The organism is Nocardioides carbamazepini (assembly GCF_024614185.1).
Classification (GTDB): Bacteria; Actinomycetota; Actinomycetes; order Propionibacteriales; family Nocardioidaceae; genus Nocardioides; species Nocardioides carbamazepini.
This window is the reverse complement of the sequence record NZ_JAHTLF010000015.1, coordinates 310,877-333,612: the sequence shown is the minus strand read 5'-3', so window position 1 is coordinate 333,612 and position 22,736 is coordinate 310,877. Positions and strand designations below refer to the sequence as shown.

The following is a 22,736-nucleotide window of genomic DNA, read 5'->3' as shown; positions in this document are numbered from 1 at the left end:
GGCTCCGGTACGACGCCGCGCCTGCCGTTGCTGTCGATAGACTGATTCGGTGGAGACTACCGCGTACGGTGATGCGCTGAGAGCCGTGCTCGATCCGGTGTCGCAGTCAACGGCCGCCCGACTCTCCGTGCTCCATCGCGCCACGACCGTCGGTGCGGGCGGGCTTCATCGAGGACCTCGCGCGGATCAAGCAGCGCGTGCGCACTGTGCGCTTCTCCTATCATTTCGACCTCTTCCTGACGGTCGGTGGCGAGATCACGCCGGTGCCCAGCCCGTCCGGGCTACGGACACCGCGGGTGTTTCTGTCGCGACGCACCGTCACGGGAGAGATTCGGATCGGCAACGACGATGCCAGCGCCGCCTCTGATCCGGTCACCTTCCTACGGCAGACGATTCACATGGCAGTCGCCGATCTCATCAGTCGCATCGCCGCTCGTGACGCTACCGTCGACGCGGACGCGGACCTAAGGAAGATCGCGCTCCTCGTCGACGAGGAGCCCGCGCCCGGCGCACGTCCAGCTCCTGATACGCCTGCTGCCGAGAGGATGAGCCAGTGAAAGGGCCTGGCGCTGCCGAGCTGTCACGCCGGTGGACACCTGATCGGCTGGCTGCGCTGCAGGAGCAGGCTCTGCAGCAGGCGCGCATCGTCAAGGGGCCGCATCAGTTCGACACCGACTGGCCGAGGACGGACGAGGGCCGGCTCGACTTGCGCGGCGTGAAATCGGGGCGTGAAGGCCTGCAGTTCCGGTTCATCACGTTGTCCCGCGCCGATTTCCGCCATGCGCGAGGCCGCCTGATGTTCTTCGAGTCCGAGCTCTCCGACTGCCTGTTCGATTCAGTGTCGCTTTCAGGGCAGCCCCGGTTCGACCGCAGCTTCGTGCGATGCAGCTTCCGTGCGGCATCGTTGAAGGGGCTGGCGATCGGCACGCAGGTCACGGCGTGTGACTTCACGGGAGCGAATCTGCGCACGTTGAGGTCGTTGCCGAATACTCGATTCGAACGGTGCATCTTCGACGGCGCCGACCTCAGCGGAGCTGACTTCTCGGATACCACCTTCACGGACTGCACGTTCGTCGACGCCACGTTCTCCGCGGGAACGAGCTTCACCCGGTGCGCATTCTCGAACACGTCCGTCGCGTTCGGTCTCGCGCGCGTCACACGCTCAAGTCGTGAGGGCGAGCCGCTACCGGACCAATGGGACGGTGAAGAGCAATCCGAAGCTGCGCTTGAAGCGTACGCGCAGCGCTACGCGGCTGCCGCGGCTGCCGGGCGCGCGGACGATCCGCCCTTGGACCCGGAGGGTGCGAGGTAGCGGTCCGGCACGCTGTGATCGACGTCCCGGGCGTCATCGCGCGGTCGAGGCAGCTGAACGAGCATCGTTCTACTCCCGCGGGCCGTGAGCACAGAGATTCCGGAATGGCATTGCCGATCGCCGAATGCTCACGAACTCGAGCTCACGACCAAGCTTCGGGATTGCTGATGGTATTGAAAAGTAGCCTATCGACGAAGTGGTCTCGTCCGGCTGGCCGCGCGCTGATGTGCCTCAGTAGATCCTCGAGGTGGGGGAACACGACAACGGCCTCCTCGAACTCTGGTCCAGTTCCATGGACGACCGCTCCGTCATCTCGCACTGCCAGGTACTCATATCCGCTGCGAACGGCGAGCAGAATGGGTAGGTGGCGCTTCCAAAAACGGGAGACCGCGACTGCCTCGTCATTCGTTGCAGCGGCCTGGGCGCTCAGCTGTTCAAGCTCGTTCCACGCGAACGCGCTCTCCGTTTCCTTGGAGTAGTCGTCGCGAGACAAGAACCAGACGGCCTCGTCTGGGCTCGACAGTAGTGAGAACGAGGATACCCAGTGGATCGCCGTCTCGGGTGCCGTCTGCAGCGCGGAGGGAAGACCGTCTGCTGCGGACAGAGACGGCTCATATGTCCAACCGGCTTCCTGCAAGCACTCGGCCGCAAGTCGGAAGAGCTTCGTCATGCTCATGAGGTTTTGCCGAGCAGTCTCTACAGGCGGACGGTCACGTGGTCGCGCCCGTGTTGGCCCAGTCCAGTGTCGACATCTTCTGCTCGATCGTGTGCAGGCCGACAGTCCCGCAGCCCACGAGGGTGAGCCTGCGCAGGGCCGGGAGGTCGTTGATGGCCGCGATGCCGGTGATCTTCTTGCAGTACTGGATGTTCAGGACTTCCAGTCGGTGCAGGGTCGCCAGTTCGGAGATGTCGCCCAGGGCCGTGAGGTTCTTCAGCCGCAGCGACTCCAACTGGGGGAGAGCGCGGATGCCGGTCAAGCCCTTCAATGTGCGTCCGCCGATCAGCCCGAGCCGGCGAAGCCCGACCGGTTCGAGGAGGCGGAAAATCTCGTCGTCGGTGGGCACATTCAACAGGTTCAGTTCTTCTAGCGACAGTTCGAGCGCCTCCCGCACATTGTTCAGAGACCTCTGCGGGTAGACGGAGAGCGCCCGGAGTTTGGGGAAGTGCTCATTCTTGAATCGGAAGGGTTCGCCGACGTAGAGGGTCTGCAGGTTCGGCACCACCACATCTGGCCACACCAGGGTCCGCTCGCCGATGTGCACGGAGAGCTTTTCCAGACTGTCGGGCAGATCGCCCTGCCGCAGTTGAGTGACGACAGTGGGGAGGACCCTCCCCGGCCCGATGCTGAGGGCTTTCAACCTCGTCATCGCTGTGATGATCTCAGGGAGACGGTCGATGGGCCCGTCAAGTGGAGACCACAGGTGTACATCGGCGATGCGCGACAGCTGCTCGGTGTCGTAAGGCTGGTCGTAGAACACGAGATCCCTGTCCGGCACGTCGAACTGGTGCTGGTGCGCGCTGTGCAACACCATCGTCCGCTTACTCATGACGCCCTCACTCATCCCTGACTCCGCCGACTGTCGTCCACCCCACCGTCCAGATTAGCTGTGCGTCCTGTCGTCGTTCCTGCCGCAGCCGCAGCCGCAGCCGCGCACGCGCCGCGTGTGTCCGGCAGCCGGGATAATGGAGGGGTGACATCGAATCAGGAGGTCGTGACCTACGACGGGTTGCCCGCCTCAGCGGGCGGTGCGCACTCGCTTCGCACCAGGAACCCCCGCACGGCCTACGAGACAGTCCAGGCTTTCCTCGATGCCGCGGTCCTGACCGTCGGCGCACCGGAGTTGTCCTTCCGGCTGTGGGCCGGGGGTCCGCCCGACATCGCAGACCGCTTCGAAGCGTTCGCGGCAGGGCACCTCGGGGGACCGCAGAGTCGACAGCGCACGCACACCCAATGGCGGGTTCGCCCGGAGAACGTCGATGCTGCACTCGACGCTTTCAGCGGCGCCGACTCGCGAGCAGTAACCGCCCACGGGCATCCGCTCGCCTCACTGGTCTGGAACGCGCAGGTGGCTCTGGTCGACCCCGTAGTACGCACGCCGTACGAAGGGCTCGACGCCGGTGCATTCGGTCGTTTTGCCGTGGACGGTTACGGGCGTCTCCTCGGCGCGTCCGGGGTACGCGCCACGTTCGGCACGACCGCCTCCTCCCTCTCGCTCTGGCTCGCGTTCCCCGCCGATGACCGGCTGAAGGACGCCGCCGCCCACGTTCAGAATCACCTGCCGTTCCGTCTTTCGGCGAAGCACTGGCGCCGGTGGCGTGCCATGAAAGACGGGCAGTCCTACCGGGCGACAAAGATCGCGTCACCACTGGCCGCATGAACACACGATCGAAGCTCCACCGGCTCTGCGTCTTCATGACGCCCGCGGATGAAGAACAGTTCAGCACCGAGGTTCGGATCATGCTGCCCACGGTGAGGTTCGTCGGCGCACCTCAACAAACCGAGACACCCACCCCGACGTTTCGCGAGTCACTCAGCGAGTGCACAGGCCCTCACGTCACCCTCGTCGACACGAGCATCATTTCCGAGGGCACGTTCCATCGTGATTATGTGGTGCGTCACCCGTCCGGCCGAGGGTGGGTCTACGCGATCGTCGGCACCGGCCTCGCGAGCCTCGTGCGGTCACGCCTCGCGGAGGACGGCTTGCGGAATGGGGAGCTGCGGGCATCCGTGCCGACAGGCGACACCCGCACCGCCGAGTACGTCCGTGAACTGATGAACTTGGCACGCGCCGGCGGGACGGGTGTGTTCGCCGTCGACCCGCTGACGAAGAACACCGCGCGTCGCGCAGAGAGGGACTTCGTCGCGTGGCCGGACGCAGCATCTGGTTTCGGTGCGAAAGAGGCCCCGTTGCTCACCAATGGCCCAACGGCGTGGTTCACCGTCGATCGCTGATGAGTGTTCGCGCAGGGGCGCGAGGATTCTGGAAAGCGCAGCTGCGACAAAGTCTGTGACCTGTGGAGGTCGGGCCAGTCGAGACGCCTGTCGACATGCAGGAGCTTCACGTTCCGGTGCCGGATGACCCACCGCCCGACTTCAACGAGATCATGCGTGGACCGTGTGCTTCGCGGCTGAGATCTTTACGATCGCTGGCGGATCTCCCGGAAGTCGTGCGGCGTCATCCGTCCCCGGTTGTGGCGGACGCCACGATCGGGCGGCCGTTGGCCGCTGCCGGCACGTGCCGCTCCAGCCGCAGCGCCATCACGGCGATCGCCACGCAGCCGGCCACCATGAGGGCGATGTAGGCCGGCGCGAGGTCGTGCTGGAGCAGGAACCCGGCCACCACCGGGCCGGCCACCGCGCCTCCCTGGAAGGCCGCGGCCGTGATCGCGTTGTAGCGGCCCCGGGTGTGGTCGGTCGCGAGGTCGTTGGCCATCGCCGGCACCGTGGGTTGGAGCAGCGTCTCGCCGAGCGCGAAGACGGCCATGTAGGCGAGCACGCCCGCGATCGCGACCCCGCCGCCGGGCACGACACCGGACAGGCCCAGGAGACCCCAGGCCACGGCCCAGATCGCCGCCATCGCCATCATGACGCGGGTGCGGAGGTGGCGCTTGATCCGGTTCAGCACCGAGAACTGCAGCACCACGATGACTGCCGTGTTGACCGCGAAGGCCAGGCCGATCGTGCGCGTGGAGACCTCGGCGGCCTGCCGGGCGAACCCGGGGAAGCCGGCCTCGTGCTGGCCGTAGCCGATGAACGTGCCGACGAAGGTGAGCAGCGTCAGCCAGCGCACCGCGGGCTGCCTGAGGATCGCCAGGTAGCTCACGCTCGCCGGCGTGGTGCCGTCCTCGACGGCCATTGCCCGGCCGTGGACGTGGCGCAGCGGCCCGAGCAGCAGCGCGAGCGGGACCAGGCCGGTGATCGCGTCCCCGACGAAGATCGCGGTGAACGTGTCCGGCCGGTCGACATCGGCGAACAGCCCGCCGACGACGCCACCGACGCCGATGCCGAGGTTGACGAGGGCGAAGTTGACGCCGAAGTACTGCTGACGCAGCTCTCCGGTGACGACCGCCGCGATCAGCGAGTTGAACGCCGGCCACGAGATCCCGAAGTTGAAGCCGATCAGCACCAGCGCGACCGCGGCGACCGCCGGCGTGGTCGCGAAGGCCAGGATCAGGTTGCCGACGATCATCGCGACGGTGCCGACCAGCAGCACCGCGCGGGCACCGTACCTGTCGACCAGGGCGCCGCCCGGCCCGGTGACCAGGAAGCCGACGACCCCGATCAGCGCCATCAGGGTCCCCGACAGGCCGAGCTCGAAGCCGCGGACCTCGTGCAGGTAGATCAGCGTGAACGGCAGGGTCAGGCCACGCCCCAGCGTCTGGACCGCGACGGTGGACAGCAGCCACCGACCCTCGGTGGGCAGGGCCGCCCAGAACGACCTCACGCCGTCGCCGTCACTTGGCGGGCAGACCGGCGGCGTACGACGCGCCGCGGTGCACCCAGGCACGCAGCGCCTCGTCGGTGGCGAGGTCCGCGAGGTCGACCCGCAGCCAGCCGCTCATCGTCCGCCCGCGCATCTCCATCGGGTATGCCGGTGTCGTGGCCACCAGCTCGGCACCCTCGGCGGGGTCGACCCGCACCATCAGGCCGCCCTGACCGCTGGCGGCGACGGCCATGTTGCCGCCGACCATGAAGCCCAGCCCGCCGAACATCTTCCTCTCGGTCAGCTCGTGCCCGGCCGCACCCGGCTCCTCCGCGAGGAGGTCGCGGAGCCGCCCGGCCAGCTCTTCGTCGTACGCCATAGGTCGAGGCTAGGGCTCGGGGCCGACAGCGATCGAGCGGATTACGGCGTCCAGGCGGGGTCGCGGCCGATGAAGCCGATCAGCCGGTCCTGCCAGGGCGCGTCGTCGGCGACCGGCACCCTCGCGCCGTACTGCCCGCTCTGCCGCAGCATCTCGTCGAGCGGCTCCATGCCCTGGACCATCGCCTCGCACCGCTCGGTGTCCAGGGTGTCGTCCTGGCCGGTGGCACGGGCGAGATCCCACGTGTGCATGAAGACGTCGCCGGTGTAGAACTCCGAGATCGCCCGGGGGAGGGGCATCGGGGGGAGCCGGGGGTGGGCGAAGGTCAGCTCGGCGTTGGCGGGGTCGTCGAGGACGGCCTGCACCGCGGCGGCGTGGTGCTGCCACGCGGCGACCGGGTCGGTGCCGACGTCCGGGCCGGGCGGCAGGTCGATGTCGGAGCCGTCGGCGAGGAAGGCGGGGAACCACTCCACGAGGTGGCGGACGACGTCGCGCGCCCGCCAGTCCGCGACCGGTGTCGGCACGTCCCAGCTGTCCGCGGCCACCCCGCGGACCCGGTCGCCGAAGGTGCCCGCGATGCTGCGGTGCTCGTCCGCCGGACCGCCGGGGATCACCCCTCGGCTCCCGTCAGCCCGGCGAGCAGGCGGTCGAGAGCGGCGTACCCCTCGTTGATGCCGATCTCCATGCCGCTGGCGAGCATCCCGGCCCGGGACTCGAAGTCGTAGACGACCGAGAGCCCCTCCAAGCGGGTGCGGCCGCCGGGAAGCTCGTGGAACACCATCGTCTCCAGGCTGACGGCGTCGGGCATCTCCTCGAAGCCGAAGGTCTGCACGATCCTCTCGTTCTCCTCGACGCGGTGGACCGCGCCGTAGAAGTGGGCGACCGCCGTGCCGTCGCGGACCGCGGTGTAGCGGTACTCCCCGCCGGTGCGCAGGTCCCACACGTCGATCTCCATCCCGATCGAGTCGGGGCCCATCCACTGCTTCACCAGGTCGGGCTCGACATGGGCGCGGTAGACCAGCTCGCGCGGCGCGTCGAACTCGCGGACGATCCGGACGGTGGGGACGTCGGGGTCCGCCTCGATGACGGCCTCGGGTGCGGTGCTGCTGGTGCTCGTGTTCATCCTGCTGCTCCTTCGTGTCGGTCGTGCTGCTCGGGGTCGTCGGTGCGGTCGGCGTCCTGGCCCTGCATCCGGGCGAGGACCTGGTCCAGGCGCCGGTAGCGCTCCTCGGCCTGCTGCCGGTAGCGCTCGATCCACTTCGTCATCAGGTCGAACACCTCCGCGTCCAGGTGGACCGGCCGCCGCTGGGCGTCGCGGCTGCGCCGGACCAGGCCGGCCTCCTCGAGCACCTTGAGGTGCTTGGAGACCGCCTGGAGAGAGACGTCGTACGGCGCCGCGAGCTCGCCCACCGTCGCGTCGCCCGCCGCCAGGCGGGCCACCATGTCGCGACGGGTGGGATCGGCGAGGGCGCCGAAGACCCGCGACAGCCTGTCGTCGTGCTCAACCATGTGGTTGAGCAAACACCTGCGGGATGTCCGTTGTCAACCCTCTGGTTGAGAAAGTGCGGGCGGTCCTCTCTTCTGTCGGCGGGGAGTCCGGATGCGCCTCGATGTGTCGGAAGGAGGGAGCACGATGCCGGGGCGAAGGAGGGGAAAGCATGTCGACTCGTCTGTACCACGACGTGGTACGATCATGAGTTGTGAGATCCGGTGGACCGAGGAGGCCGAGGCGCACATCGCGCGCCACGGCGTCCAGCCGAGTGAGGTCGAGGACGCTGCCTATGGGCGGCCTCGTCTGGTCGCGCCGGGCAGGGCGGGCACGCGTCTGGTGCTCGGAACCTCCGCCGCCGGTCGGTACCTGTTGGTCGTCCTCGCCGAGGCGCTCGACGGAGCGGACTACTGCGTGACGGCGCGCGACATGACGCATGGCGAGCGCCGCCTGTTCCAGCGGAAGGCGAGATGACGATGACCGACCTGAAGAAGCTGCGGGACTACTACGACAGCACCGATCAGAGCGCCGCGTTCACCGATGCCGTGCTCGAGGAGACCGTCGAGGAGCCGTTGGTGTCGACGTCGATCCGACTGTCTCGCCGGACCCTCGACCAGGTACGCGCCATCGCTGCGGCAGCGGGCGTCCCGGCGACCACGCTGATGCGGGAATGGGTCGAAGCGCGAGTCGAGGACGAGGCGGGAGGCCTGGTCGTCTCGGTGGCCGAGTTGGAGAGGTTCATCTCCGCCGCCGCCCACCGGGCGTCCTGAGCCCGGCGCGCTGCTGACCCGCCGGATCAGCCGCGGGCCATCGGCGGCGTGACCACGGTGGCCGGTCCCCGCCGGTAGAGCAGCGCCCGGCGCCCGCCGGCCTCGGTGGCCTCGCCGCGCACGTCGGTCGGCACCACGAACCCGTCGGTGCCGAGCACCTTGCGGCGGAAGTTGCCGAGGTCCGGGGGAGCGCCCCACACGGCGGCGTACACGCGGCGCAGCTCGGGGAGCGTGAACGGCTCGGCGACGAACTCGGTGGCGAGCGTCGTGTACTCCAGCTTGGCGCGGACCCGCTCCCGGGCGTCGAGCAGGATCTGGCCGTGGTCGAAGGCGAGCGTGGGGGTGTCGGTGCCGTCGGCCGCCTCGAGCAGGTCGTCGACCACCCACCAGCGGGCGTCGGCCGCGTCGGTGCCCGCCTGCGGCTCGGGCAGGTCCGGGGCCAGCGCCACGTGGGCCACCGAGACCACCCGCATCCGCGGGTCGCGGTCGGGCGCGGAGTAGGTCCGCAGCTGCTCGAGGTGGCCCGGGAACCGCTCCATGCCGGTCTCCTCGCGCAGCTCACGCCAGGCCGCCTGCTCGGCGTCCTCTTCGGCCTCGAGGAACCCGCCGGGCAGCGCCCAGCTCCCCCGGAAGGGCTCCTCGCCGCGCTCGACGAGGAGCACGGCGAGCGCACCGTCGCGGATCGTGAACACGGCCAGGTCGACGGCGACCGCGAACGGCGGGTGCTCCGACGTGGAGGTCATCGGGTCACCTCGACGCCGGCCGCGACCAGCTCCTCGAGTGCCGCCTTCGACGAGTCCGGGGCGACCCCGGCGTGCAGGCCGTCGAGGAGGCGGACCCGGAAGCCCGCGCGCACGGCGTCGAGCGCCGTCGCGCGCACGCAGTGGTCGGTCGCGATGCCGGTGACGTCGACCTCGCCGACCCCGGCCTCGCGCAGCAGGTCGGCGAGCCTCTCGCCGGCGTCGGTGACGCCCTCGAAGGCGGAGTACGCCGGCTCGCCCATGCCCTTCACGACGTGGTGCGTCACGGCGGACGTCACCAGTTCGGGCGCGTAGTCCGAGCCGGCCTCGCCCTGCACGCAGTGCACCGGCCAGGTCGTCACGAAGTCCGGCTCCTCGCCGGGCGCGTGGAAGTGGCCGCCGTTGGTCTCCCCGGCGTGGTGCCAGTCGCGGGACGCGGCGACCACGGCGTAGTCGCCCGCGTGGGCGGCGAGGTGCGCGCTGATCCGGCCGGCCACCTCGCGTCCGCCGGTCACGCCGAGCGAGCCGCCCTCGACGAAGTCGTTCTGGACGTCGACCACGATCAACGCCCTCGTGCTCTGCGATGCCATCGCTGTCTCCTCTCGAAGCGTGGTGGTCAGGTACGCCGGCCCGGCGGCGACCGTGCGTGCGTCGGCCGGCAGGGTGGCCAGGGTCGCGGCCGCGAAGTCGCGGACCTCGGTGAGCGTCGGCCGGTGCACCACCTCGCCGGCGCGGACCAGCGCGACCTGCACGGGCCGTGCGCCCGGCGCCGGCGGGGGAGCGTCCTGTCCGGTGAGCCATTCGGCGCGCAGCGTGCCGGCGGCGTCGTACTCCCGGAAGGCGTGCTTGCGGCCGCCGACCGAGCCCTTGTCCTTGGACTTCTTGGCGACCGGGCGCAGTGGCTCGCCCGGCGCGTCGGCGATCGCGACCAGCTTGTAGACCATGCTCGCGGTGGGGTGGCCCGAGCCGGTGGCGACCCGGGTGCCGACGCCGTACCCGTCGATGGGGGCGTCGGCGAGCGCGGTGATGACGAACTCGTCGAGGTCGCTGGTCACCACGATCCGGGTGCCCGTGGCACCCAGGCTGTCGAGCAGCACCCGCGCCTTGTGGGACTCCTCGGCCAGGTCGCCGGAGTCGATCCGCACCGCCCCGAGTCCCGTGCCCGCGACCTCGACGGCGGTGCGGATGCCCTGCGCGATGTCGTAGGTGTCGACGAGGAGGGTCGTGCCGACGCCCAGCGCCTCGACCTGGCTGCGGAACGCGTCCGCCTCGGTGTCGTGGGCCAGCGTGAACGCGTGTGCCGCGGTGCCGGCGGTCGGGACGCCGTACCTCCGCCCGGCGGCGAGGTTGCTCGTCGTCGCGAAGCCGGCGAGGTACGCCGCCCGCGCGGTCGCGACCGCCGCCTCCTCGTGCGTGCGACGACCGCCCATCTCGATGATCGGCCGCCCCGGTCCCGTCGTGGTCCGGGCGGCGTCGACCATCCGGGCCGCGGCGCTGGCGATCGCGGTGTCGTGGTTGAGGACGCTGAGCACCAGGGTCTCCAGGACGAGGCACTCGCCGAGGGTCCCGGTGACGGTGAGGATCGGGCTGCCGGGGAAGTAGAGGTCACCCTCGCGGTAGCCGTCGACGTCGCCGGCGAACCGGAAGTCCGTGAGCCAGCGGGCGGTCTCGGTGCCGATGACGCCCTGCTCCTGCAGCCAGGCGAGCTCGTCGGCGTCGTAGGAGAAGCGCTCGATCGCCTCGAGCAGCCGCCCGAGCCCGGCGAGCATCCCGTAGCGCCGGCCGTCGGGCAGGCGACGGGCGAACGCCTCGAAGACGGCCGGGCGGCCGGCGCTGCCGTCGCGCACGAAGGAGTCGAGCATGGTGAGCTCGTAGCGGTCGGTGAGCAGTCCGGTGGTCTGGACGGGACGGTCCATCGCAGCTCCTCGATGTTGTAGTCACCTTGACTATAACAGGTGTCCTCTAGGGTCCCAGCATGGCGCGCAGGACCGAGGCGGACGAGGCCGCCGACGCCTACGAGCGCCACCTCGCCGAGCACGACCGCGACCGCCGCCGCGCGCAGGGTGCGTTCTACACGCCACCCGAGCTCGTCGCGTGGGTGCTGGACCGGGCGTTGCCGGCCACCGGGTCGGTGCTCGATCCCGCCTGCGGGACGGGTCATTTCCTCGTCGCGGCCGCCCGCCGGCTCGGCGTGCGCGCCGTGCACGGCTCCGACCTCGACCCGGACGCGGTGCGGATCGCCCGCGAGCGGCTGAGCGTGGCGGACCCGACGGTGCCGATCGCCGAGATCGAACGGCAGGTGGTCGTCGCCGACGGGCTCAGCGCGTGGGAGGGGCGGAGGTTCGACGCCGTGGTCGGCAACCCGCCCTTCCTCGGTCAGCTCCGGCGGCACTCGGCCGGGCGGAGCGAGGAGCAGCGCCGTGGCCTGGGGGCCTACACCGACACCAGTGCCGTGTTCCTGCACCGCGCCCTCGATCTCGTCGTCCCCGGCGGCACGGTCGCGCTCGTCCAGCCGATCTCGGTCCTCGCCGCCCGCGACGCCGGCCCGGTCCGCGCGGCCGTCGCCGAGCGTGGGGCGGTGACCGACTTCTGGTGTGGCGACCGGCCGGTGTTCGACGGGACGCCCGTGCTCACCTGCGTCCCCGTCGTGCGGGTCGGCGCGACTCCGGCCACCGACCCGGAGCGATGGGGGGCGCTCGCGGCGCCGGCCTTCGGGATCCCGGCCGTCGCGCTGGCCGCCGGGACCGGGACGGTCGGCGATCTCGCCACCTGCACGGCCGACTTCCGCGACCAGTTCTACGGCCTCGCGCCGTTCGTGCACGAGGGACTTCCCGGGGGCGTCCCGCTCGTGACCACCGGCCTGATCGACCCTGCCGAGCTGCGCTGGGGGCGGGTGGCGACCCGCTTCGCCCGCCAGCGGTACGACGCCCCGTCGGTCGACCTCGCCGCGCTGAGGGCCGATGGCGGACTGGCCCGGTGGGCCGACGCGCGGCTGGTGCCCAAGCTGCTGGTCGCCGGCCAGGGCCGGGTGATCGAGGCGGTCGCCGACGAGGCCGGCGCGTGGCTGCCGTCGGTGCCCGTCGTCAGCGTCGTGCCCCACGACCCGGGCGATCTGTGGCGGCTGCTCGCGGTCCTGCTGGCGCCGCCGGTGGTCGCCCATGCCGCGTCCCGCTACCTCGGCACCGGTCTCACCGCCGGCTCGGTCAAGGTCAGCGCCCGCCAGCTCGCCGCCCTGCCACTGCCCACCGACGAGGCGGCCTGGGCCGAGGGGGCCGGACGGGCACGCGCCGCCCAGCACGCGACGGACGGGGAGCGGCCCGCCCTGCTCGCCGCCGCCGGCCGCGTGATGACGGCGGCCTACGGCGCCGACCCGGCGTCGTACGACTGGTGGTGGGGGCGGGTCCGTCGTCGTCGCGATGAGTCCGGCGCGCCGGCCCGGTCCACACCGGCATGAGCGATTTCCTGGCCGACGGGGTCGAGCTGTTCGCAGGGGTCTGCGTGCGCGACTACGCGCAGGCGCGGCCGTGGTACGAGGCGCTGCTGGGCGGGCCGCCGTCCTTCCTCGCCCATGAGACCGAGGCCGTCTGGGAGCTGGCGCCGCATCGCTGGCTGGTGGTCGAGCAGCGCCCCGAGCGGGCCGGCTTCGCCGCGCAGACCGTGTTCGTCGACGACCTCGACGCGCGGGTGGCCGGCATCGCGGCTCGAGGGATCGAGCCGGCCGAGGAGGAGACCTACGGCGGCGGCGTGCGGAAGGTGATCTACCGCGACGCCGACGGCAACGAGGTCGGCTTCGGGGGCAACCCCGAGGCCGACCTCGCCGCGGACGACTGAACCCGGTCGTCCGGCAGGCGCTACTTGGCCGAGGTGCAGAACGCTTCAGGCTGGGCGACGACCGGGACGGTGTTGGGCGGTGTCGGAAGGCCGCCGGGGTTCTCCACGGTGTAGGTCAGGCCCACCCGGAACGGCGAGCCGAGCGGCAGGGTGACGTACTCCGACTGGGTCAGGCCGAAGGACTTCGAGTAGACCGGGACGTCGTCGCCGAGAACGGAGATCGTCGCGCGGGCCGCGAGGTCCGAGGCGTCGCTGATGCCGAACCGGGCGCGCAGCGAGATGCACTCGCGGTTGAGGTTGTAGTCGACGAGTGACGGGAGGGTGGGGTGGACCCATCCGCGGTAGGCCGGACCGTAGGCGACCCCATTGACGTTGACGGTCTTCTCGACGCTCCATCCGTTCATGACGCGGGGCTGCACCTTGGTCAGGTCGCGCCACGCGTAGACACCGACGGTCACCTTGGCGGACTTCTGCTTCGGACCGGCGGCGCTGACCACGCGGTACTTGCGGGTGACCGCGGTGGTGGTCTTGTCCTTGAGCTTGTAGGTGCCGTTGGCCTTGACCTTCGCGGTGGCCTGGGCCTTCCACTTGGTGCCGACGCGCTTCTGCTGGAGCGTCACCCGGGTGACCCTCTTGTTCGTGACGGCACCGGTCACGACGACCTTCTTGCCGCGCTCGACCTGCGTGCTCTTGGCCGCGATGCTGATCGCGGGCTCCGCGGCCGACGCGCCGGCCGCGCGCTCCGAGGTCGCGGCGAGGGCCGGGGTCGCCAGGGTCAGGGAGGCGGCCAGCAGCAGGGCGGAGGGCCCCGAGGTCAGAAGTCGCATGGGTGCTCCAGGTGTGTGTCGGGGCTCGTTCGGGGGAAGCCCGCGGTGCAGGGATCGATGCCCGGGGACGGTGCAGATGAAACCCTTGATAACTTCTGATGTCTTCTGTGGGCTTCTGAGGTCGTCGGGGACGCGGTCAGCGCCCGCGCAGCCGCCGGCCCAGCGCCCCGGCTGTCGCGACGACGGCGCCGGCCAGTCGCTCGCGCTGGGGATCGCTGAGCTCGTCGGCCGGGTAGGTGATCGCCACGCCGGCGACCGGCAGCTCGTTGTGGTCGAGCACGGCCGCGGCGACGCTGGCCATGCCCGCGGTCACCTCGCTCCGCTCGATCGCGTAGCCGCGCTGCCGGGTCTCCGCGAGGACGGAGCGCAGCGCGGTGGGGGAGCCCGGCCCGACTCCCGTGCGGTCCACGAAGGCGGCGCGGTCGGGATAGAGCGCGCGCACCTGGCTGGGCGGGAGGTGGGCCAGGATCGCTCGGCCGCTGGCGGTCAGGTGGGAGGGCAGCCGGACCCCGACGTCGGTCACCAGTGGTGGTCGACCGGGCGCGCGCTCCTCGACGACGTAGAGCACGTCACGTCCGTGGGGTACGGCGAGGTGCGCGCTGTGGCCGGTCCGGTCGACCAGCGTCGCCAGTGGGCGCCGCGCCAGTCGCTGCAGCGGCGCCTGCCGGGCGTAGCCGGACCCGACCTCGAAGGCCGCCACGCCCAAACCGTAGCGGCGCTCGTCGGCCAGGTGCACCACGAAGCCCTCGTCGGCCATGGCCTGGAGCAGGTGATAGGTGGTGGACCGCGGGATCCCCAGCTCACGGGCGATCCGCTCGACGGCAACCGGCTCCGGCTGGCCGGCGAGGAAGCGCAGCACACGCAGCGCACGGGTCGCGGCGGGTACCTGTGCCATCGCTCCTCCTGTCTCGGATCCGAGACCCATCATGTCGGTTCCCTCTGGCGCGCGCCAGCGCCAGGGGGTGGAATCGAGGCATGGAGAGAGTGACGATCGGTACGGGCGCGGTCTCGTTCGACGACGTGGTCGCGGTGGCCCGTGGCGGCGCCGGCGTGGTGCTCAGCGACGAGGCCCTCGCGGCCATCGACAAGGCGCGGGCGGTCATCGATGACCTGGCCGCCTCACCGACGCCGCACTACGGCGTCTCGACCGGGTTCGGAGCCCTCGCCACCCGCCACATCGCCCCGGAGCTGCGCGCCCAGCTCCAGCGCTCGCTGGTCCGCTCGCACGCCGCGGGCAGCGGTCCCGAGGTCGAGCGCGAGGTCGTCCGCGGTCTCATGCTGCTACGCCTCTCGACGCTTGCCACCGGCCGCACCGGGGTGCGCCGCGAGACGGCCGAGCTGCTTGCCGGTCTGCTCACGCACGGCATCACACCGGTGGTGCACGAGTACGGCTCGCTCGGCTGCTCCGGCGACCTCGCGCCCCTTGCGCACTGTGCCCTGGCACTGATGGGCGAGGGCCCGGTCCGCACCGCCGACGGTGAGCTGACCGACGCCGCCACCGCTCTCGCCGCCGCCGGCCTGACGCCGGTCGAGCTGCAGGAGAAGGAGGGCCTGGCGCTCATCAATGGCACCGACGGCATGCTCGGCATGCTGGTCCTCGCCATCCACGACCTCACGGAGCTGCTCAAGGTAGCCGACATCTCGGCCGCCATGTCGGTCGAGGGCCAGCTCGGCACCGACCGGGTCTTCGCTCCCGAGCTGCAGGCCATCCGCCCACACCCCGGCCAGGCGGCCTCCGCGGCCAACCTCACCGCGCTGCTGCGTGACTCCGGAGTCGTCGCGTCGCACCGCGGTCCCGACTGCAACCGCGTCCAGGACGCGTACTCCCTGCGCTGCTCGCCGCAGGTCCACGGCGGCGTCCGCGACACGGTCGCCCACGCCGCCTCCGTCGCGTCGCGCGAGCTGGCCTCGGCGGTCGACAACCCGGTCGTCCTCGCGGACCAGGGTCGCGTCGAGTCCAACGGCAACTTCCACGGTGCGCCGGTCGCCTACGTGCTCGACTTCCTCGCGATCGTCGCCGCCGACCTGGCCTCGATCGCGGAGCGTCGTACCGACCGCTTCCTCGACAAGGCCCGCAACCACGGCCTCCCGCCGTTCCTCGCCGACGACCCGGGCGTCGACTCGGGCCTGATGATCGCGCAGTACACCCAGGCCGCGATCGTCTCCGAGCTCAAGCGCCTGGCCAACCCGGCCAGCGTCGACTCGATCCCGTCGAGCGCGATGCAGGAGGACCACGTCTCGATGGGCTGGTCGGCCGCCCGCAAGCTGCGTCGCTCGGTCGACGGGCTCACCCGGGTCCTCGCCATCGAGCTTATGACCGCGTCCCGGGCGCTCGACCTCCGCGCCCCGCTGACCCCGAGCCCCGCCGCCGGCGCCGTCGTGCACCTGCTCCGCGACGCAGGCGTCGGCGGGCCCGGCACCGACCGCTTCCTCGCCCCCGAGATCGAAACCGCCTACCAGCTCGTCGCCGACCGCTCCGTCACGGCGGCCGTCGCGAACGTGATCGGAGAACTCGCATGACCACCCAGCAGGACAACCCGCGCCTCCCCATCCATGCCGCGACCGGCACCGAGCTGAGCGCGAAGTCGTGGCAGACCGAGGCCCCGCTGCGGATGCTGATGAACAACCTCGACCCCGAGAACGCCGAGCGTCCCGAGGACCTCGTCGTCTACGGCGGCACCGGCAAGGCGGCGCGCAGCTGGGAGGCGTACGACGCCCTCGTGCGCACCCTGCGCGACCTCGAGTCCGACGAGACGATGCTCGTCCAGAGCGGCAAGCCCGTCGGCGTCTTCCGCACCCACGAGTGGGCTCCCCGCGTCCTCATCGCCAACTCCAACCTGGTCGGCGACTGGGCCAACTGGGAGGAGTTCCGCCGCCTGGAGGAGCTCGGCCTCACGATGTATGGCCAGATGACGGCCGGCTCGTGGATCTACATCGGCACGCAGGGCATCCTCCAGGGCACCTTCGAGACCTTCGCCGCGGTCGCCGACAAGCGCTTCGGCGGCACCCTCGCCGGCACGATCACCCTGACCGCCGGCCTGGGCGGCATGGGTGGCGCCCAGCCGCTGGCCGTCACCATGAACGACGGCGTCGCGATCTGCGTCGACGTCGACCAGAGCCGGATCACCCGCCGCATCGAGCACCGCTACCTCGACGTCCAGGCCGAGACGCTGGAGCACGCGCTGGAGCTCGCGGTCGCGGCGCGCGACGAGAGGCGCGGCCTGTCCATCGGCCTGCTCGGCAACGCCGCCGAGGTCTTCCCGAGGCTGCTGGAGATGAAGGCCCCGATCGACGTCGTCACCGACCAGACGTCGGCGCACGACCCGCTGTCGTACCTGCCCGTGGGCGTCGCCTTCGAGGACTGGCGCCAGGCCGCCGAGCGCGACCCGGAGGGCTTCACCAAGGACGCCCAGGCATCGATGGCCGCGCACGTGCGGGCGATGGTGGAGTTCCAGGACGCCGGGGCCGAGGTGTTCGACTACGGCAACTCGATCCGCGACGAGGCGCGCAAGGGCGGCTACGACCGCGCGTTCGAGTTCCCGGGCTTCGTCCCGGCCTACATCCGCCCACTGTTCTGTGAGGGCAAGGGCCCCTTCCGCTGGGCCGCGCTGTCCGGCGACCCGGCCGACATCGCCGCCACCGACAAGGCGATCCTCGAGCTCTTCCCTCCCAGTGAGAAGACAGAGTACGAGCGGCTGCACAAGTGGATCGCCATGGCGCAGGAGCGCGTCCACTACCAGGGTCTGCCCGCCCGCATCTGCTGGCTCGGGTACGGCGAGCGTCACCTGGCCGGGCTGAAGTTCAACGAGATGGTCAGGAGCGGCGAGCTCAAGGCGCCGATCGTGATCGGCCGCGACCACCTCGACTGCGGCTCGGTCGCGTCGCCGTACCGCGAGACCGAGTCCATGCTCGACGGCTCCGACGCGATCGCCGACTGGCCGCTGCTCAACGCCCTCACCGCGACCGCCTCGGGCGCGACCTGGGTGTCCCTGCACCACGGCGGCGGAGTCGGCATGGGCCGCTCCATCCACTCCGGCCAGGTCTGTGTCGCCGACGGCACCGACCTCGCTGCTGCGAAGATCGAGCGCGTGCTGACCAACGACCCGGGCATGGGTGTCATCCGCCACGTCGACGCGGGCTACGCGAGCGCGGCCGAGGTCGCCGCCGAGCGCGGTGTCCGGATCCCCATGCAGGAAGGCTGATCCGCGGTGACCTTCTCGACCGGCGAGGTTGCCGACTTCGAGCAGATGTGGCGCGACCTCGCGCCGGTCGGGCGCTCGGCGTCCTCCGGCGGCTACTTCCGCCAACCCTGGCAGGCGGCCGAGCTCGAGCTGCGGACGTGGTTCCGCGAGGCGGCCGGTGCCCGCGGGCTGGAGGTCGAGGAGGACCCGTTCGGCAACCTGGTCGCCTGGTGGGGGCCGCCGGCCGAGGCCGGCAAGGTGCTCACCGGATCCCACCTCGACTCCGTCCTCGACGGCGGTGCGTACGACGGACCGCTCGGTGTCGTCTCCTCCTTCGCCGCGCTCGACCTGATGCGGTCCCGCGGCGTCGAGCCCGCCCGCCGGCTCGGCGTCGCCGCCTTCGTCGAGGAGGAGGGCTCGCGCTTCGGCCGGGCCTGCCTCGGCTCGCGGCTGGCTGTGGGCGCGACCACCTGGGACCTCGCGCGGGAGCTCACCGACCGCGACGGGGTCCGGCTCGGCGACGTGATCGAGGGCCCGGCCGACGGCGCGGGCTCGACGATGCTCGACGGGGTCGCGACCTACGTCGAGCTCCACGTCGAGCAGGGCCGTGGCCTGATCGACCTCGACGCGCCGGTCGGTGTGCACAGCGCGATCTGGCCGCACGGTCGCTATCGCTACGACATCGCCGGCCGCGCCGACCATGCGGGCACCACCCGCATGGAGGACCGCGCCGACCCGATGCTGACCTACGCGATGACCGCGCTCGCGGCCAACAAGCAGGCCAGGCTCTCCGGCCAGCGGGCGACCTTCGGCCGCATCGACGTCCGGCCCAACGGCACCAACGCCGTCCCCTCGCACGTGACCGCGTGGCTCGATGCGCGGGCCGAGTCCGACGCCACGCTCGCCGCTGTCGTCGCCGCCGTGGAGAAGCAGGCCACCGACCGCGCGGAGCGCGACGGCACCACCGTCACGGTCACGCCGGAGTCGGTCAGCGGCGAGGTCGCCTTCGACCCCGCCCTGCGCGACGAGCTCGCCGCGCGGCTCGGAGGCGTGCCCGTGCTGCCCACGCAGGCCGGTCATGACGCCGGCATCCTGCAGGACGCCGGCATCCCCACCGCGATGCTCTTCGTCCGCAACCCCTCAGGCGTCTCGCACTCGCCGTACGAGACCGCGGAGACCGCCGACTGCCTGGCCGGTGTCGAGGCCCTCGCCGACGCGCTCACCGGGCTGGTCGCCGACCAGGTCGTGCCGTGACCGCGTACCTGCTCGAGCGCGCGTGGGTCGAGGGCCGGGTTCGGGACACGGTCCGGGTCGAGGTCGAGCACGGCCGGATCACCTCGGTCGTGCCGGACGCGACCGACACCGGAGTCCCGCTGCGGGGCCTGACCCTGCCCGGCTTCGCCAACACTCACAGCCACGCGTTCCACCGGGCACTGCGCGGCCGGACCCAGACCGGTCGCGGCTCGTTCTGGACCTGGCGCGAGCAGATGTACGCCGTGGCCGGTCGGCTCGACCCGGACACCTACTACGAGCTCGCGAAGGCGACCTACGCCGAGATGGTGGCGGCGGGCTACACCTCGGTGGGGGAGTTCCACTACCTGCACCACCGGCCCGACGGGACGCCGTACGACGACCCGAACGCGATGGGCAACGCCCTCCTCGCCGCGGCCCGTGACGCCGGCATCCGGATCACGCTGCTCGACACGCTCTACCTGTCCAGCGGCTTCGGTGCCGCGACCGAGGGCGTCCAGCGGCGCTTCGACGACCGGTCGGCCGAGGCCTGGCAGGAGCGGGTGGCGGCACTGTCCGCGCTCTGTGGATCGGCGGGCGCCGAGGGCACGAGCAGCGTCATCGGGGTCGCCGCCCACTCGGTGCGCGCGGTGCCTGCCGACGCGCTCAAGGTGCTGGCGCGGTACGTCGAGGCCGGGGTGCCGGTCCACGTGCACCTGTCCGAGCAGGTCAAGGAGAACGCCGACTGCGTCGCCGCGCACGGTGTCACGCCGACGCGGCTGCTCGCCGAGCACGGCCTGCTCGGCCCGATGACGAGCGCCGTCCACGCCACCCACCTCACCGACGAGGACATCCGGCTGCTGGGGGAGGCGCGCGCGTTCGCGTCGTTCTGCCCCACCACCGAGCGCGACCTCGGTGACGGCATCGGTCCGGCCCGGCGGCTGCAGGCGGCCGGCTCGGCGCTGACACTCGGCTCCGACAGCCATGCGGTCATCGACGCCTTCGAGGAGATGCGCGCCGTCGAGCTGGACGAGCGCCTCGCCACGCAGGCGCGCGGCCACTGGAGCGCGGCCGAACTGCTCACCGCCGCCACCGCCGACGGCCATCGCAGCCTCGGCTTCGCCGACGCGGGCGAGATCGCGGTCGGCCGGCGCGCCGACCTGGTCACCATCGACCTCACCTCGCCCCGCACCGCCGGCACCGGGAGGGACGAGCACACGGCCGTCTTCGCCGCGAGCGGCGCCGACGTCACCCATGTGCTGACCGACGGCAAGGTCGTCTTCGAGGGCGACCACGGCGCGGTCGGGCGGGCCCTCGACGCGGTCATCGGAAGGCTGTGGCAAGGGAAGGGGAACGCATGAGCCTGCTCATCACCGACATCGGCGAGCTCGTCACCAACGATCCCGCGGCAGCACGGTCGGGCGACCGGCTCGGCGTCCGCACCGACGCCGCGGTGGTCGTCGAGGACGGGGTGATCGCCTGGGTCGGCGCCGCGGCCGAGGCGCCCGCCGCCGACGAGGTCTTCGAGGCGCGGGGCCGGGCCGTCCTGCCGGGCTTCGTCGACAGCCACAGCCACCTGGTGTTCGCCGGTGACCGGGCGCTGGAGTTCCAGGCCCGGATGGCGGGCGAGTCGTACGCCGCCGGCGGGATCCGCACCACCGTCGCCGCCACCCGGGCGGCCAGTGACGACCAGCTCGCCGCCGGTGTCGCCCGTCACGTGGCCGAGATGCGCCGCCAGGGCACGACCACGCTGGAGATCAAGTCCGGCTACGGCCTCTCGGTGGACGACGAGGCGCGCTCGCTGCGGGTCGCGCGGGAGTTCACGGACGAGACGACCTTCCTGGGCGCCCACGTCGTCGCTCCCGAGTACGCCGACGATCCCGCGGCGTACGTCGACCTCGTGACCGGACCGATGCTCGACGCCGCCGCACCCCACGCGCGGTGGATCGACGTGTTCTGCGAGCGCGGCGCCTTCGACGCGGACCAGGCCCGCACCATCCTCGCGGCCGGCGCCGCCGTCGGCCTGAAGGGGCGGCTGCACGCCAACCAGCTGGGCGAGGGCCCGGGCGTCAGGCTGGCCGCCGAGCTCGGCCTGACGGCCGTCGACCACTGCACCTATCTCAGCGACGACGACGTGCACGCGCTGCGCGACGCCGGGACGGTGGCGACCCTGCTGCCGGGCGTCGAGTTCTCCACCAGGCACCCGTACCCGTCGGGGCGGCGGCTGATCGACGCCGGTGTCACCGTCGCGATCGCGAGCGACTGCAACCCGGGCTCCTGCTACACCAGCTCGCTGCCGTTCTGCATCGCGCTCGCCGTGCGCGAGATGGGGATGACGCCCGGCGAGGCCGTGTGGGCCGCGACCGCCGGTGGCGCGGCCGCGCTCGGGCGCACCGACGTCGGTGTCGTCGTCCCGGGTGCGCGGGCGGACCTGACCCTCCTCGACGCGCCCACGCACGTGCACCTCGCCTACCGGCCCGGTGTCCCTCTCGTCGCGCGCACCTGGAGCGCCTGACCCGACGGGCGCCAGGTCCGTCCGGTCGAGGTGCCGGGTTCGGGCGGCTCGGGGTGGCAGGGTTCGACCGTGCAGCATCTCCGGATCACCTCCCCGAGGAACCTGACCGCGGCCGTCCTCGACGCGCTGCGCGGCGACCCGGCGGTCACCAGCCTGACCTGCGTCCGCGGGGCCGCCCTCGTGCCCGAGGGGGACCTCGTCGAGGCGGACCTGCCGCGGGAGGCGGTGAACGACGTCGTCGACGCACTGCGGAAGATCGGCGTCCCGACGGAGGGGTCGATCCATGTCGTGCCCGTGTCGACCTGGCTGTCGCAGGCGGGGCTCGACGCCGAGCGCCGCACTCCGGGCTCCTCCGCCGACTCCGTCGTCTGGGCCGACGTCACCCAGCGCGCATACGAGGAGTCCGAGCTCAACTGGACGTTCCTGACCTTCATGAGCCTGGCGACGCTCATCGCGAGCATCGCGATCCTCCTCGACTCCCAGATCCTGGTGATCGGAGCGATGGTGCTCGGCCCGGAGTTCGTCCCGATCGCCGCTCTGGGCCTGGCACTGGTCCGCCGCCGGCCGTCCCTCCTCCGCTTCGCCGCGCGGTCGCTCGTGATCGGCTTCGGTGTCGCCATCGCGGTGGCGACGGTGGGTGCGCTCGTCGGCCGGTGGCTGGGCTGGATCACGCTCGACATGGTGACGGCGCCCCGACCGGCGACCGGGTTCATCTACGCCCCGGACAAGTGGTCCTTCATCGTGGCGGTCGTCGCGGCCGCCGCCGGCGCGCTCTCCCTCACCTCGGCGAAGGTCGGTGGCCTGTCGGGCGTCTTCATCTCCGTCACCACCATTCCCGCGGCCGGCAATGTCGCGCTGGGCCTCGCGTTCGGCGTTCCCGACGAGATCCGGGGCAGCGTCCTGCAGCTGCTGCTCAACATCTCCGGCATGGCCGTCGCCGGCTGGCTGACCCTCGCCTTCCAGCAGGCGGTGTGGAGCCGGATGTCCGAGCGCCGGGCGCGACTGGTCGCGCGGCTGCGGCGCCGGGACTGACACCTG

At 71.6% G+C, this 22,736-nt stretch carries 25 protein-coding genes and 1 pseudogene; 14 read left to right on the top strand and 12 right to left on the bottom strand.

The annotated features are described in order from the left end of the window. The first annotated feature begins 152 nt into the window (after positions 1-152). Positions 153-557, top strand: a complete 405-nt coding sequence (locus KVF89_RS11605) for a hypothetical protein (RefSeq protein WP_257425718.1) — start codon at positions 153-155, stop codon at positions 555-557. Then, positions 554-1,312: a pentapeptide repeat-containing protein gene (locus KVF89_RS11600; protein ID WP_257425717.1), complete on the top strand. Its 759-nt coding sequence runs from the start codon at positions 554-556 to the stop codon at positions 1,310-1,312. The genes KVF89_RS11605 and KVF89_RS11600 overlap by 4 nt, the downstream gene beginning before the upstream one ends. A 142-nt stretch (positions 1,313-1,454) precedes the next feature. Here KVF89_RS11600 and KVF89_RS11595 read toward each other — a convergent pair whose 3' ends face one another. Together KVF89_RS11595 and KVF89_RS11590 are read right to left on the bottom strand one after the other, a co-directional pair. Further along, positions 1,455-1,982, bottom strand: coding sequence for a hypothetical protein (locus KVF89_RS11595; protein ID WP_257425716.1), 528 nt, complete (start codon positions 1,980-1,982; stop codon positions 1,455-1,457). A gap of 40 nt (positions 1,983-2,022) precedes the next feature. Beyond that, the gene (locus tag KVF89_RS11590; RefSeq protein WP_257425715.1) at positions 2,023-2,874 is read right to left on the bottom strand and encodes a hypothetical protein; all 852 of its coding nucleotides are present in this window, start codon (positions 2,872-2,874) and stop codon (positions 2,023-2,025) included. 150 nt (positions 2,875-3,024) lie between these two features. On the opposite strand from KVF89_RS11590, the gene KVF89_RS11585 reads away from it, so the two are divergent. After that, positions 3,025-3,690, top strand: a complete 666-nt coding sequence (locus KVF89_RS11585) for a hypothetical protein (protein ID WP_257425714.1) — start codon at positions 3,025-3,027, stop codon at positions 3,688-3,690. Next, positions 3,687-4,265, top strand: coding sequence for a DUF8467 domain-containing protein (locus KVF89_RS11580; RefSeq protein ID WP_257425713.1), 579 nt, complete (start codon positions 3,687-3,689; stop codon positions 4,263-4,265). Before KVF89_RS11585 ends, KVF89_RS11580 begins: the two co-directional genes overlap by 4 nt. A gap of 223 nt (positions 4,266-4,488) precedes the next feature. Here the strand turns inward: KVF89_RS11580 and KVF89_RS11575 are convergent, their stop codons facing one another. The 5 genes from KVF89_RS11575 to KVF89_RS11555 are packed head-to-tail and all read right to left on the bottom strand — an operon-like array spanning position 4,489 to position 7,624. Then, complete coding sequence (locus tag KVF89_RS11575) at positions 4,489-5,757, bottom strand: MFS transporter (protein ID WP_257425712.1); 1,269 nt, start codon at positions 5,755-5,757, stop codon at positions 4,489-4,491. 10 nt (positions 5,758-5,767) lie between these two features. Continuing rightward, positions 5,768-6,115 carry a TfoX/Sxy family protein gene (locus tag KVF89_RS11570; RefSeq protein ID WP_257425711.1) on the bottom strand — a complete coding sequence of 116 codons (348 nt, stop codon included), beginning with the start codon at positions 6,113-6,115 and terminating at the stop codon, positions 5,768-5,770. Positions 6,116-6,156: 41 nt separating this feature from the next. Next, entirely contained in the window at positions 6,157-6,729 is a 573-nt protein-coding gene (locus KVF89_RS11565) for a TIGR03086 family metal-binding protein (RefSeq protein WP_257425710.1), read from the bottom strand. Beyond that, on the bottom strand, positions 6,726-7,238 hold the full coding sequence (locus KVF89_RS11560; RefSeq protein ID WP_257425709.1) for an SRPBCC family protein: 513 nt from the start codon (positions 7,236-7,238) through the stop codon (positions 6,726-6,728). The genes KVF89_RS11565 and KVF89_RS11560 overlap by 4 nt, the downstream gene beginning before the upstream one ends. Beyond that, the gene (locus tag KVF89_RS11555; RefSeq protein ID WP_257425708.1) at positions 7,235-7,624 is read right to left on the bottom strand and encodes an ArsR/SmtB family transcription factor; all 390 of its coding nucleotides are present in this window, start codon (positions 7,622-7,624) and stop codon (positions 7,235-7,237) included. Before KVF89_RS11555 ends, KVF89_RS11560 begins: the two co-directional genes overlap by 4 nt. Positions 7,625-7,808: 184 nt before the next feature. Between KVF89_RS11555 and KVF89_RS11550 the strand changes: the two genes are divergently transcribed. Both KVF89_RS11550 and KVF89_RS11545 read left to right on the top strand, forming a co-directional pair. Next, the gene (locus KVF89_RS11550; RefSeq protein WP_257425707.1) at positions 7,809-8,078 is read left to right on the top strand and encodes a BrnT family toxin; all 270 of its coding nucleotides are present in this window, start codon (positions 7,809-7,811) and stop codon (positions 8,076-8,078) included. 2 nt (positions 8,079-8,080) lie between these two features. Further along, entirely contained in the window at positions 8,081-8,374 is a 294-nt protein-coding gene (locus KVF89_RS11545; RefSeq protein WP_257425706.1) for a hypothetical protein, read from the top strand. Positions 8,375-8,400: 26 nt separating this feature from the next. Here the strand turns inward: KVF89_RS11545 and KVF89_RS11540 are convergent, their stop codons facing one another. The 3 genes and pseudogenes from KVF89_RS11540 to KVF89_RS11530 form a co-directional block, all read right to left on the bottom strand. Continuing rightward, the gene (locus tag KVF89_RS11540) at positions 8,401-9,117 is read right to left on the bottom strand and encodes an NUDIX hydrolase (RefSeq protein WP_257425705.1); all 717 of its coding nucleotides are present in this window, start codon (positions 9,115-9,117) and stop codon (positions 8,401-8,403) included. Then, on the bottom strand, positions 9,114-9,704 hold the full coding sequence (locus KVF89_RS30585; RefSeq protein ID WP_257425948.1) for an isochorismatase family protein: 591 nt from the start codon (positions 9,702-9,704) through the stop codon (positions 9,114-9,116). Before KVF89_RS30585 ends, KVF89_RS11540 begins: the two co-directional genes overlap by 4 nt. Further along, positions 9,702-11,030 (bottom strand): annotated as a pseudogene (locus KVF89_RS11530) (nicotinate phosphoribosyltransferase); the annotation flags it as partial. The gene KVF89_RS30585 and the pseudogene KVF89_RS11530, both read right to left, overlap by 3 nt. A gap of 59 nt (positions 11,031-11,089) precedes the next feature. Between KVF89_RS11530 and KVF89_RS11525 the strand changes: the two are divergent. Together KVF89_RS11525 and KVF89_RS11520 are read left to right on the top strand one after the other, a co-directional pair. Next, on the top strand, positions 11,090-12,568 hold the full coding sequence (locus KVF89_RS11525) for an N-6 DNA methylase (protein ID WP_257425704.1): 1,479 nt from the start codon (positions 11,090-11,092) through the stop codon (positions 12,566-12,568). Continuing rightward, positions 12,565-12,945 carry a VOC family protein gene (locus tag KVF89_RS11520; protein WP_257425703.1) on the top strand — a complete coding sequence of 127 codons (381 nt, stop codon included), beginning with the start codon at positions 12,565-12,567 and terminating at the stop codon, positions 12,943-12,945. The genes KVF89_RS11525 and KVF89_RS11520 overlap by 4 nt, the downstream gene beginning before the upstream one ends. Before the next feature lie 20 nt (positions 12,946-12,965). Here the strand turns inward: KVF89_RS11520 and KVF89_RS11515 are convergent, their stop codons facing one another. Continuing rightward, positions 12,966-13,772, bottom strand: a complete 807-nt coding sequence (locus tag KVF89_RS11515; protein ID WP_257425702.1) for a hypothetical protein — start codon at positions 13,770-13,772, stop codon at positions 12,966-12,968. A 136-nt stretch (positions 13,773-13,908) separates the two neighbouring features. After that, positions 13,909-14,667, bottom strand: coding sequence for an IclR family transcriptional regulator (locus KVF89_RS11510; protein ID WP_257425701.1), 759 nt, complete (start codon positions 14,665-14,667; stop codon positions 13,909-13,911). A gap of 80 nt (positions 14,668-14,747) precedes the next feature. Between KVF89_RS11510 and hutH the strand changes: the two genes are divergently transcribed. The 6 genes from hutH to KVF89_RS11480 all read left to right on the top strand — a co-directional run bounded on the left by hutH (position 14,748) and on the right by KVF89_RS11480 (position 22,730). Next, positions 14,748-16,292, top strand: coding sequence for a histidine ammonia-lyase (hutH, locus tag KVF89_RS11505; protein WP_257425700.1), 1,545 nt, complete (start codon positions 14,748-14,750; stop codon positions 16,290-16,292). Further along, on the top strand, positions 16,289-17,974 hold the full coding sequence (gene hutU / locus KVF89_RS11500; protein ID WP_257425699.1) for a urocanate hydratase: 1,686 nt from the start codon (positions 16,289-16,291) through the stop codon (positions 17,972-17,974). The genes hutH and hutU overlap by 4 nt, the downstream gene beginning before the upstream one ends. A gap of 6 nt (positions 17,975-17,980) precedes the next feature. Next, positions 17,981-19,207 (top strand): allantoate amidohydrolase, encoded by a 1,227-nt coding sequence (locus KVF89_RS11495; RefSeq protein WP_308212713.1) that lies wholly within the window; start codon positions 17,981-17,983, stop codon positions 19,205-19,207. After that, positions 19,204-20,544, top strand: coding sequence for a formimidoylglutamate deiminase (locus KVF89_RS11490; protein WP_257425698.1), 1,341 nt, complete (start codon positions 19,204-19,206; stop codon positions 20,542-20,544). The genes KVF89_RS11495 and KVF89_RS11490 overlap by 4 nt, the downstream gene beginning before the upstream one ends. Further along, positions 20,541-21,698: an imidazolonepropionase gene (hutI, locus tag KVF89_RS11485; protein ID WP_257425697.1), complete on the top strand. Its 1,158-nt coding sequence runs from the start codon at positions 20,541-20,543 to the stop codon at positions 21,696-21,698. The genes KVF89_RS11490 and hutI overlap by 4 nt, the downstream gene beginning before the upstream one ends. A 69-nt stretch (positions 21,699-21,767) precedes the next feature. After that, positions 21,768-22,730: a DUF389 domain-containing protein gene (locus KVF89_RS11480; protein ID WP_257425696.1), complete on the top strand. Its 963-nt coding sequence runs from the start codon at positions 21,768-21,770 to the stop codon at positions 22,728-22,730. Positions 22,731-22,736 lie beyond the last annotated feature (6 nt).

What these genes read in the sequence shown, in the direction of transcription:
- KVF89_RS11595 (WP_257425716.1), bottom strand. Translation starts at nt 1,982, where the DNA reads ATGACGAAGCTCTTCCGACTTGCGGCCGAGTGCTTGCAGGAAGCCGGT.
- KVF89_RS11590 (WP_257425715.1), bottom strand. Translation starts at nt 2,874, where the DNA reads ATGAGTGAGGGCGTCATGAGTAAGCGGACGATGGTGTTGCACAGCGCG.
- KVF89_RS11580 (WP_257425713.1), top strand. Translation starts at nt 3,687, where the DNA reads ATGAACACACGATCGAAGCTCCACCGGCTCTGCGTCTTCATGACGCCC.
- KVF89_RS11570 (WP_257425711.1), bottom strand. Translation starts at nt 6,115, where the DNA reads ATGGCGTACGACGAAGAGCTGGCCGGGCGGCTCCGCGACCTCCTCGCG.
- KVF89_RS11560 (WP_257425709.1), bottom strand. Translation starts at nt 7,238, where the DNA reads ATGAACACGAGCACCAGCAGCACCGCACCCGAGGCCGTCATCGAGGCG.
- KVF89_RS11555 (WP_257425708.1), bottom strand. Translation starts at nt 7,624, where the DNA reads ATGGTTGAGCACGACGACAGGCTGTCGCGGGTCTTCGGCGCCCTCGCC.
- KVF89_RS11550 (WP_257425707.1), top strand. Translation starts at nt 7,809, where the DNA reads ATGAGTTGTGAGATCCGGTGGACCGAGGAGGCCGAGGCGCACATCGCG.
- KVF89_RS11545 (WP_257425706.1), top strand. Translation starts at nt 8,081, where the DNA reads ATGACCGACCTGAAGAAGCTGCGGGACTACTACGACAGCACCGATCAG.
- KVF89_RS11540 (WP_257425705.1), bottom strand. Translation starts at nt 9,117, where the DNA reads ATGACCTCCACGTCGGAGCACCCGCCGTTCGCGGTCGCCGTCGACCTG.
- KVF89_RS30585 (WP_257425948.1), bottom strand. Translation starts at nt 9,704, where the DNA reads ATGGCATCGCAGAGCACGAGGGCGTTGATCGTGGTCGACGTCCAGAAC.
- KVF89_RS11525 (WP_257425704.1), top strand. Translation starts at nt 11,090, where the DNA reads ATGGCGCGCAGGACCGAGGCGGACGAGGCCGCCGACGCCTACGAGCGC.
- KVF89_RS11520 (WP_257425703.1), top strand. Translation starts at nt 12,565, where the DNA reads ATGAGCGATTTCCTGGCCGACGGGGTCGAGCTGTTCGCAGGGGTCTGC.
- KVF89_RS11515 (WP_257425702.1), bottom strand. Translation starts at nt 13,772, where the DNA reads ATGCGACTTCTGACCTCGGGGCCCTCCGCCCTGCTGCTGGCCGCCTCC.
- KVF89_RS11510 (WP_257425701.1), bottom strand. Translation starts at nt 14,667, where the DNA reads ATGGCACAGGTACCCGCCGCGACCCGTGCGCTGCGTGTGCTGCGCTTC.
- hutH (WP_257425700.1), top strand. Translation starts at nt 14,748, where the DNA reads ATGGAGAGAGTGACGATCGGTACGGGCGCGGTCTCGTTCGACGACGTG.
- hutU (WP_257425699.1), top strand. Translation starts at nt 16,289, where the DNA reads ATGACCACCCAGCAGGACAACCCGCGCCTCCCCATCCATGCCGCGACC.
- hutI (WP_257425697.1), top strand. Translation starts at nt 20,541, where the DNA reads ATGAGCCTGCTCATCACCGACATCGGCGAGCTCGTCACCAACGATCCC.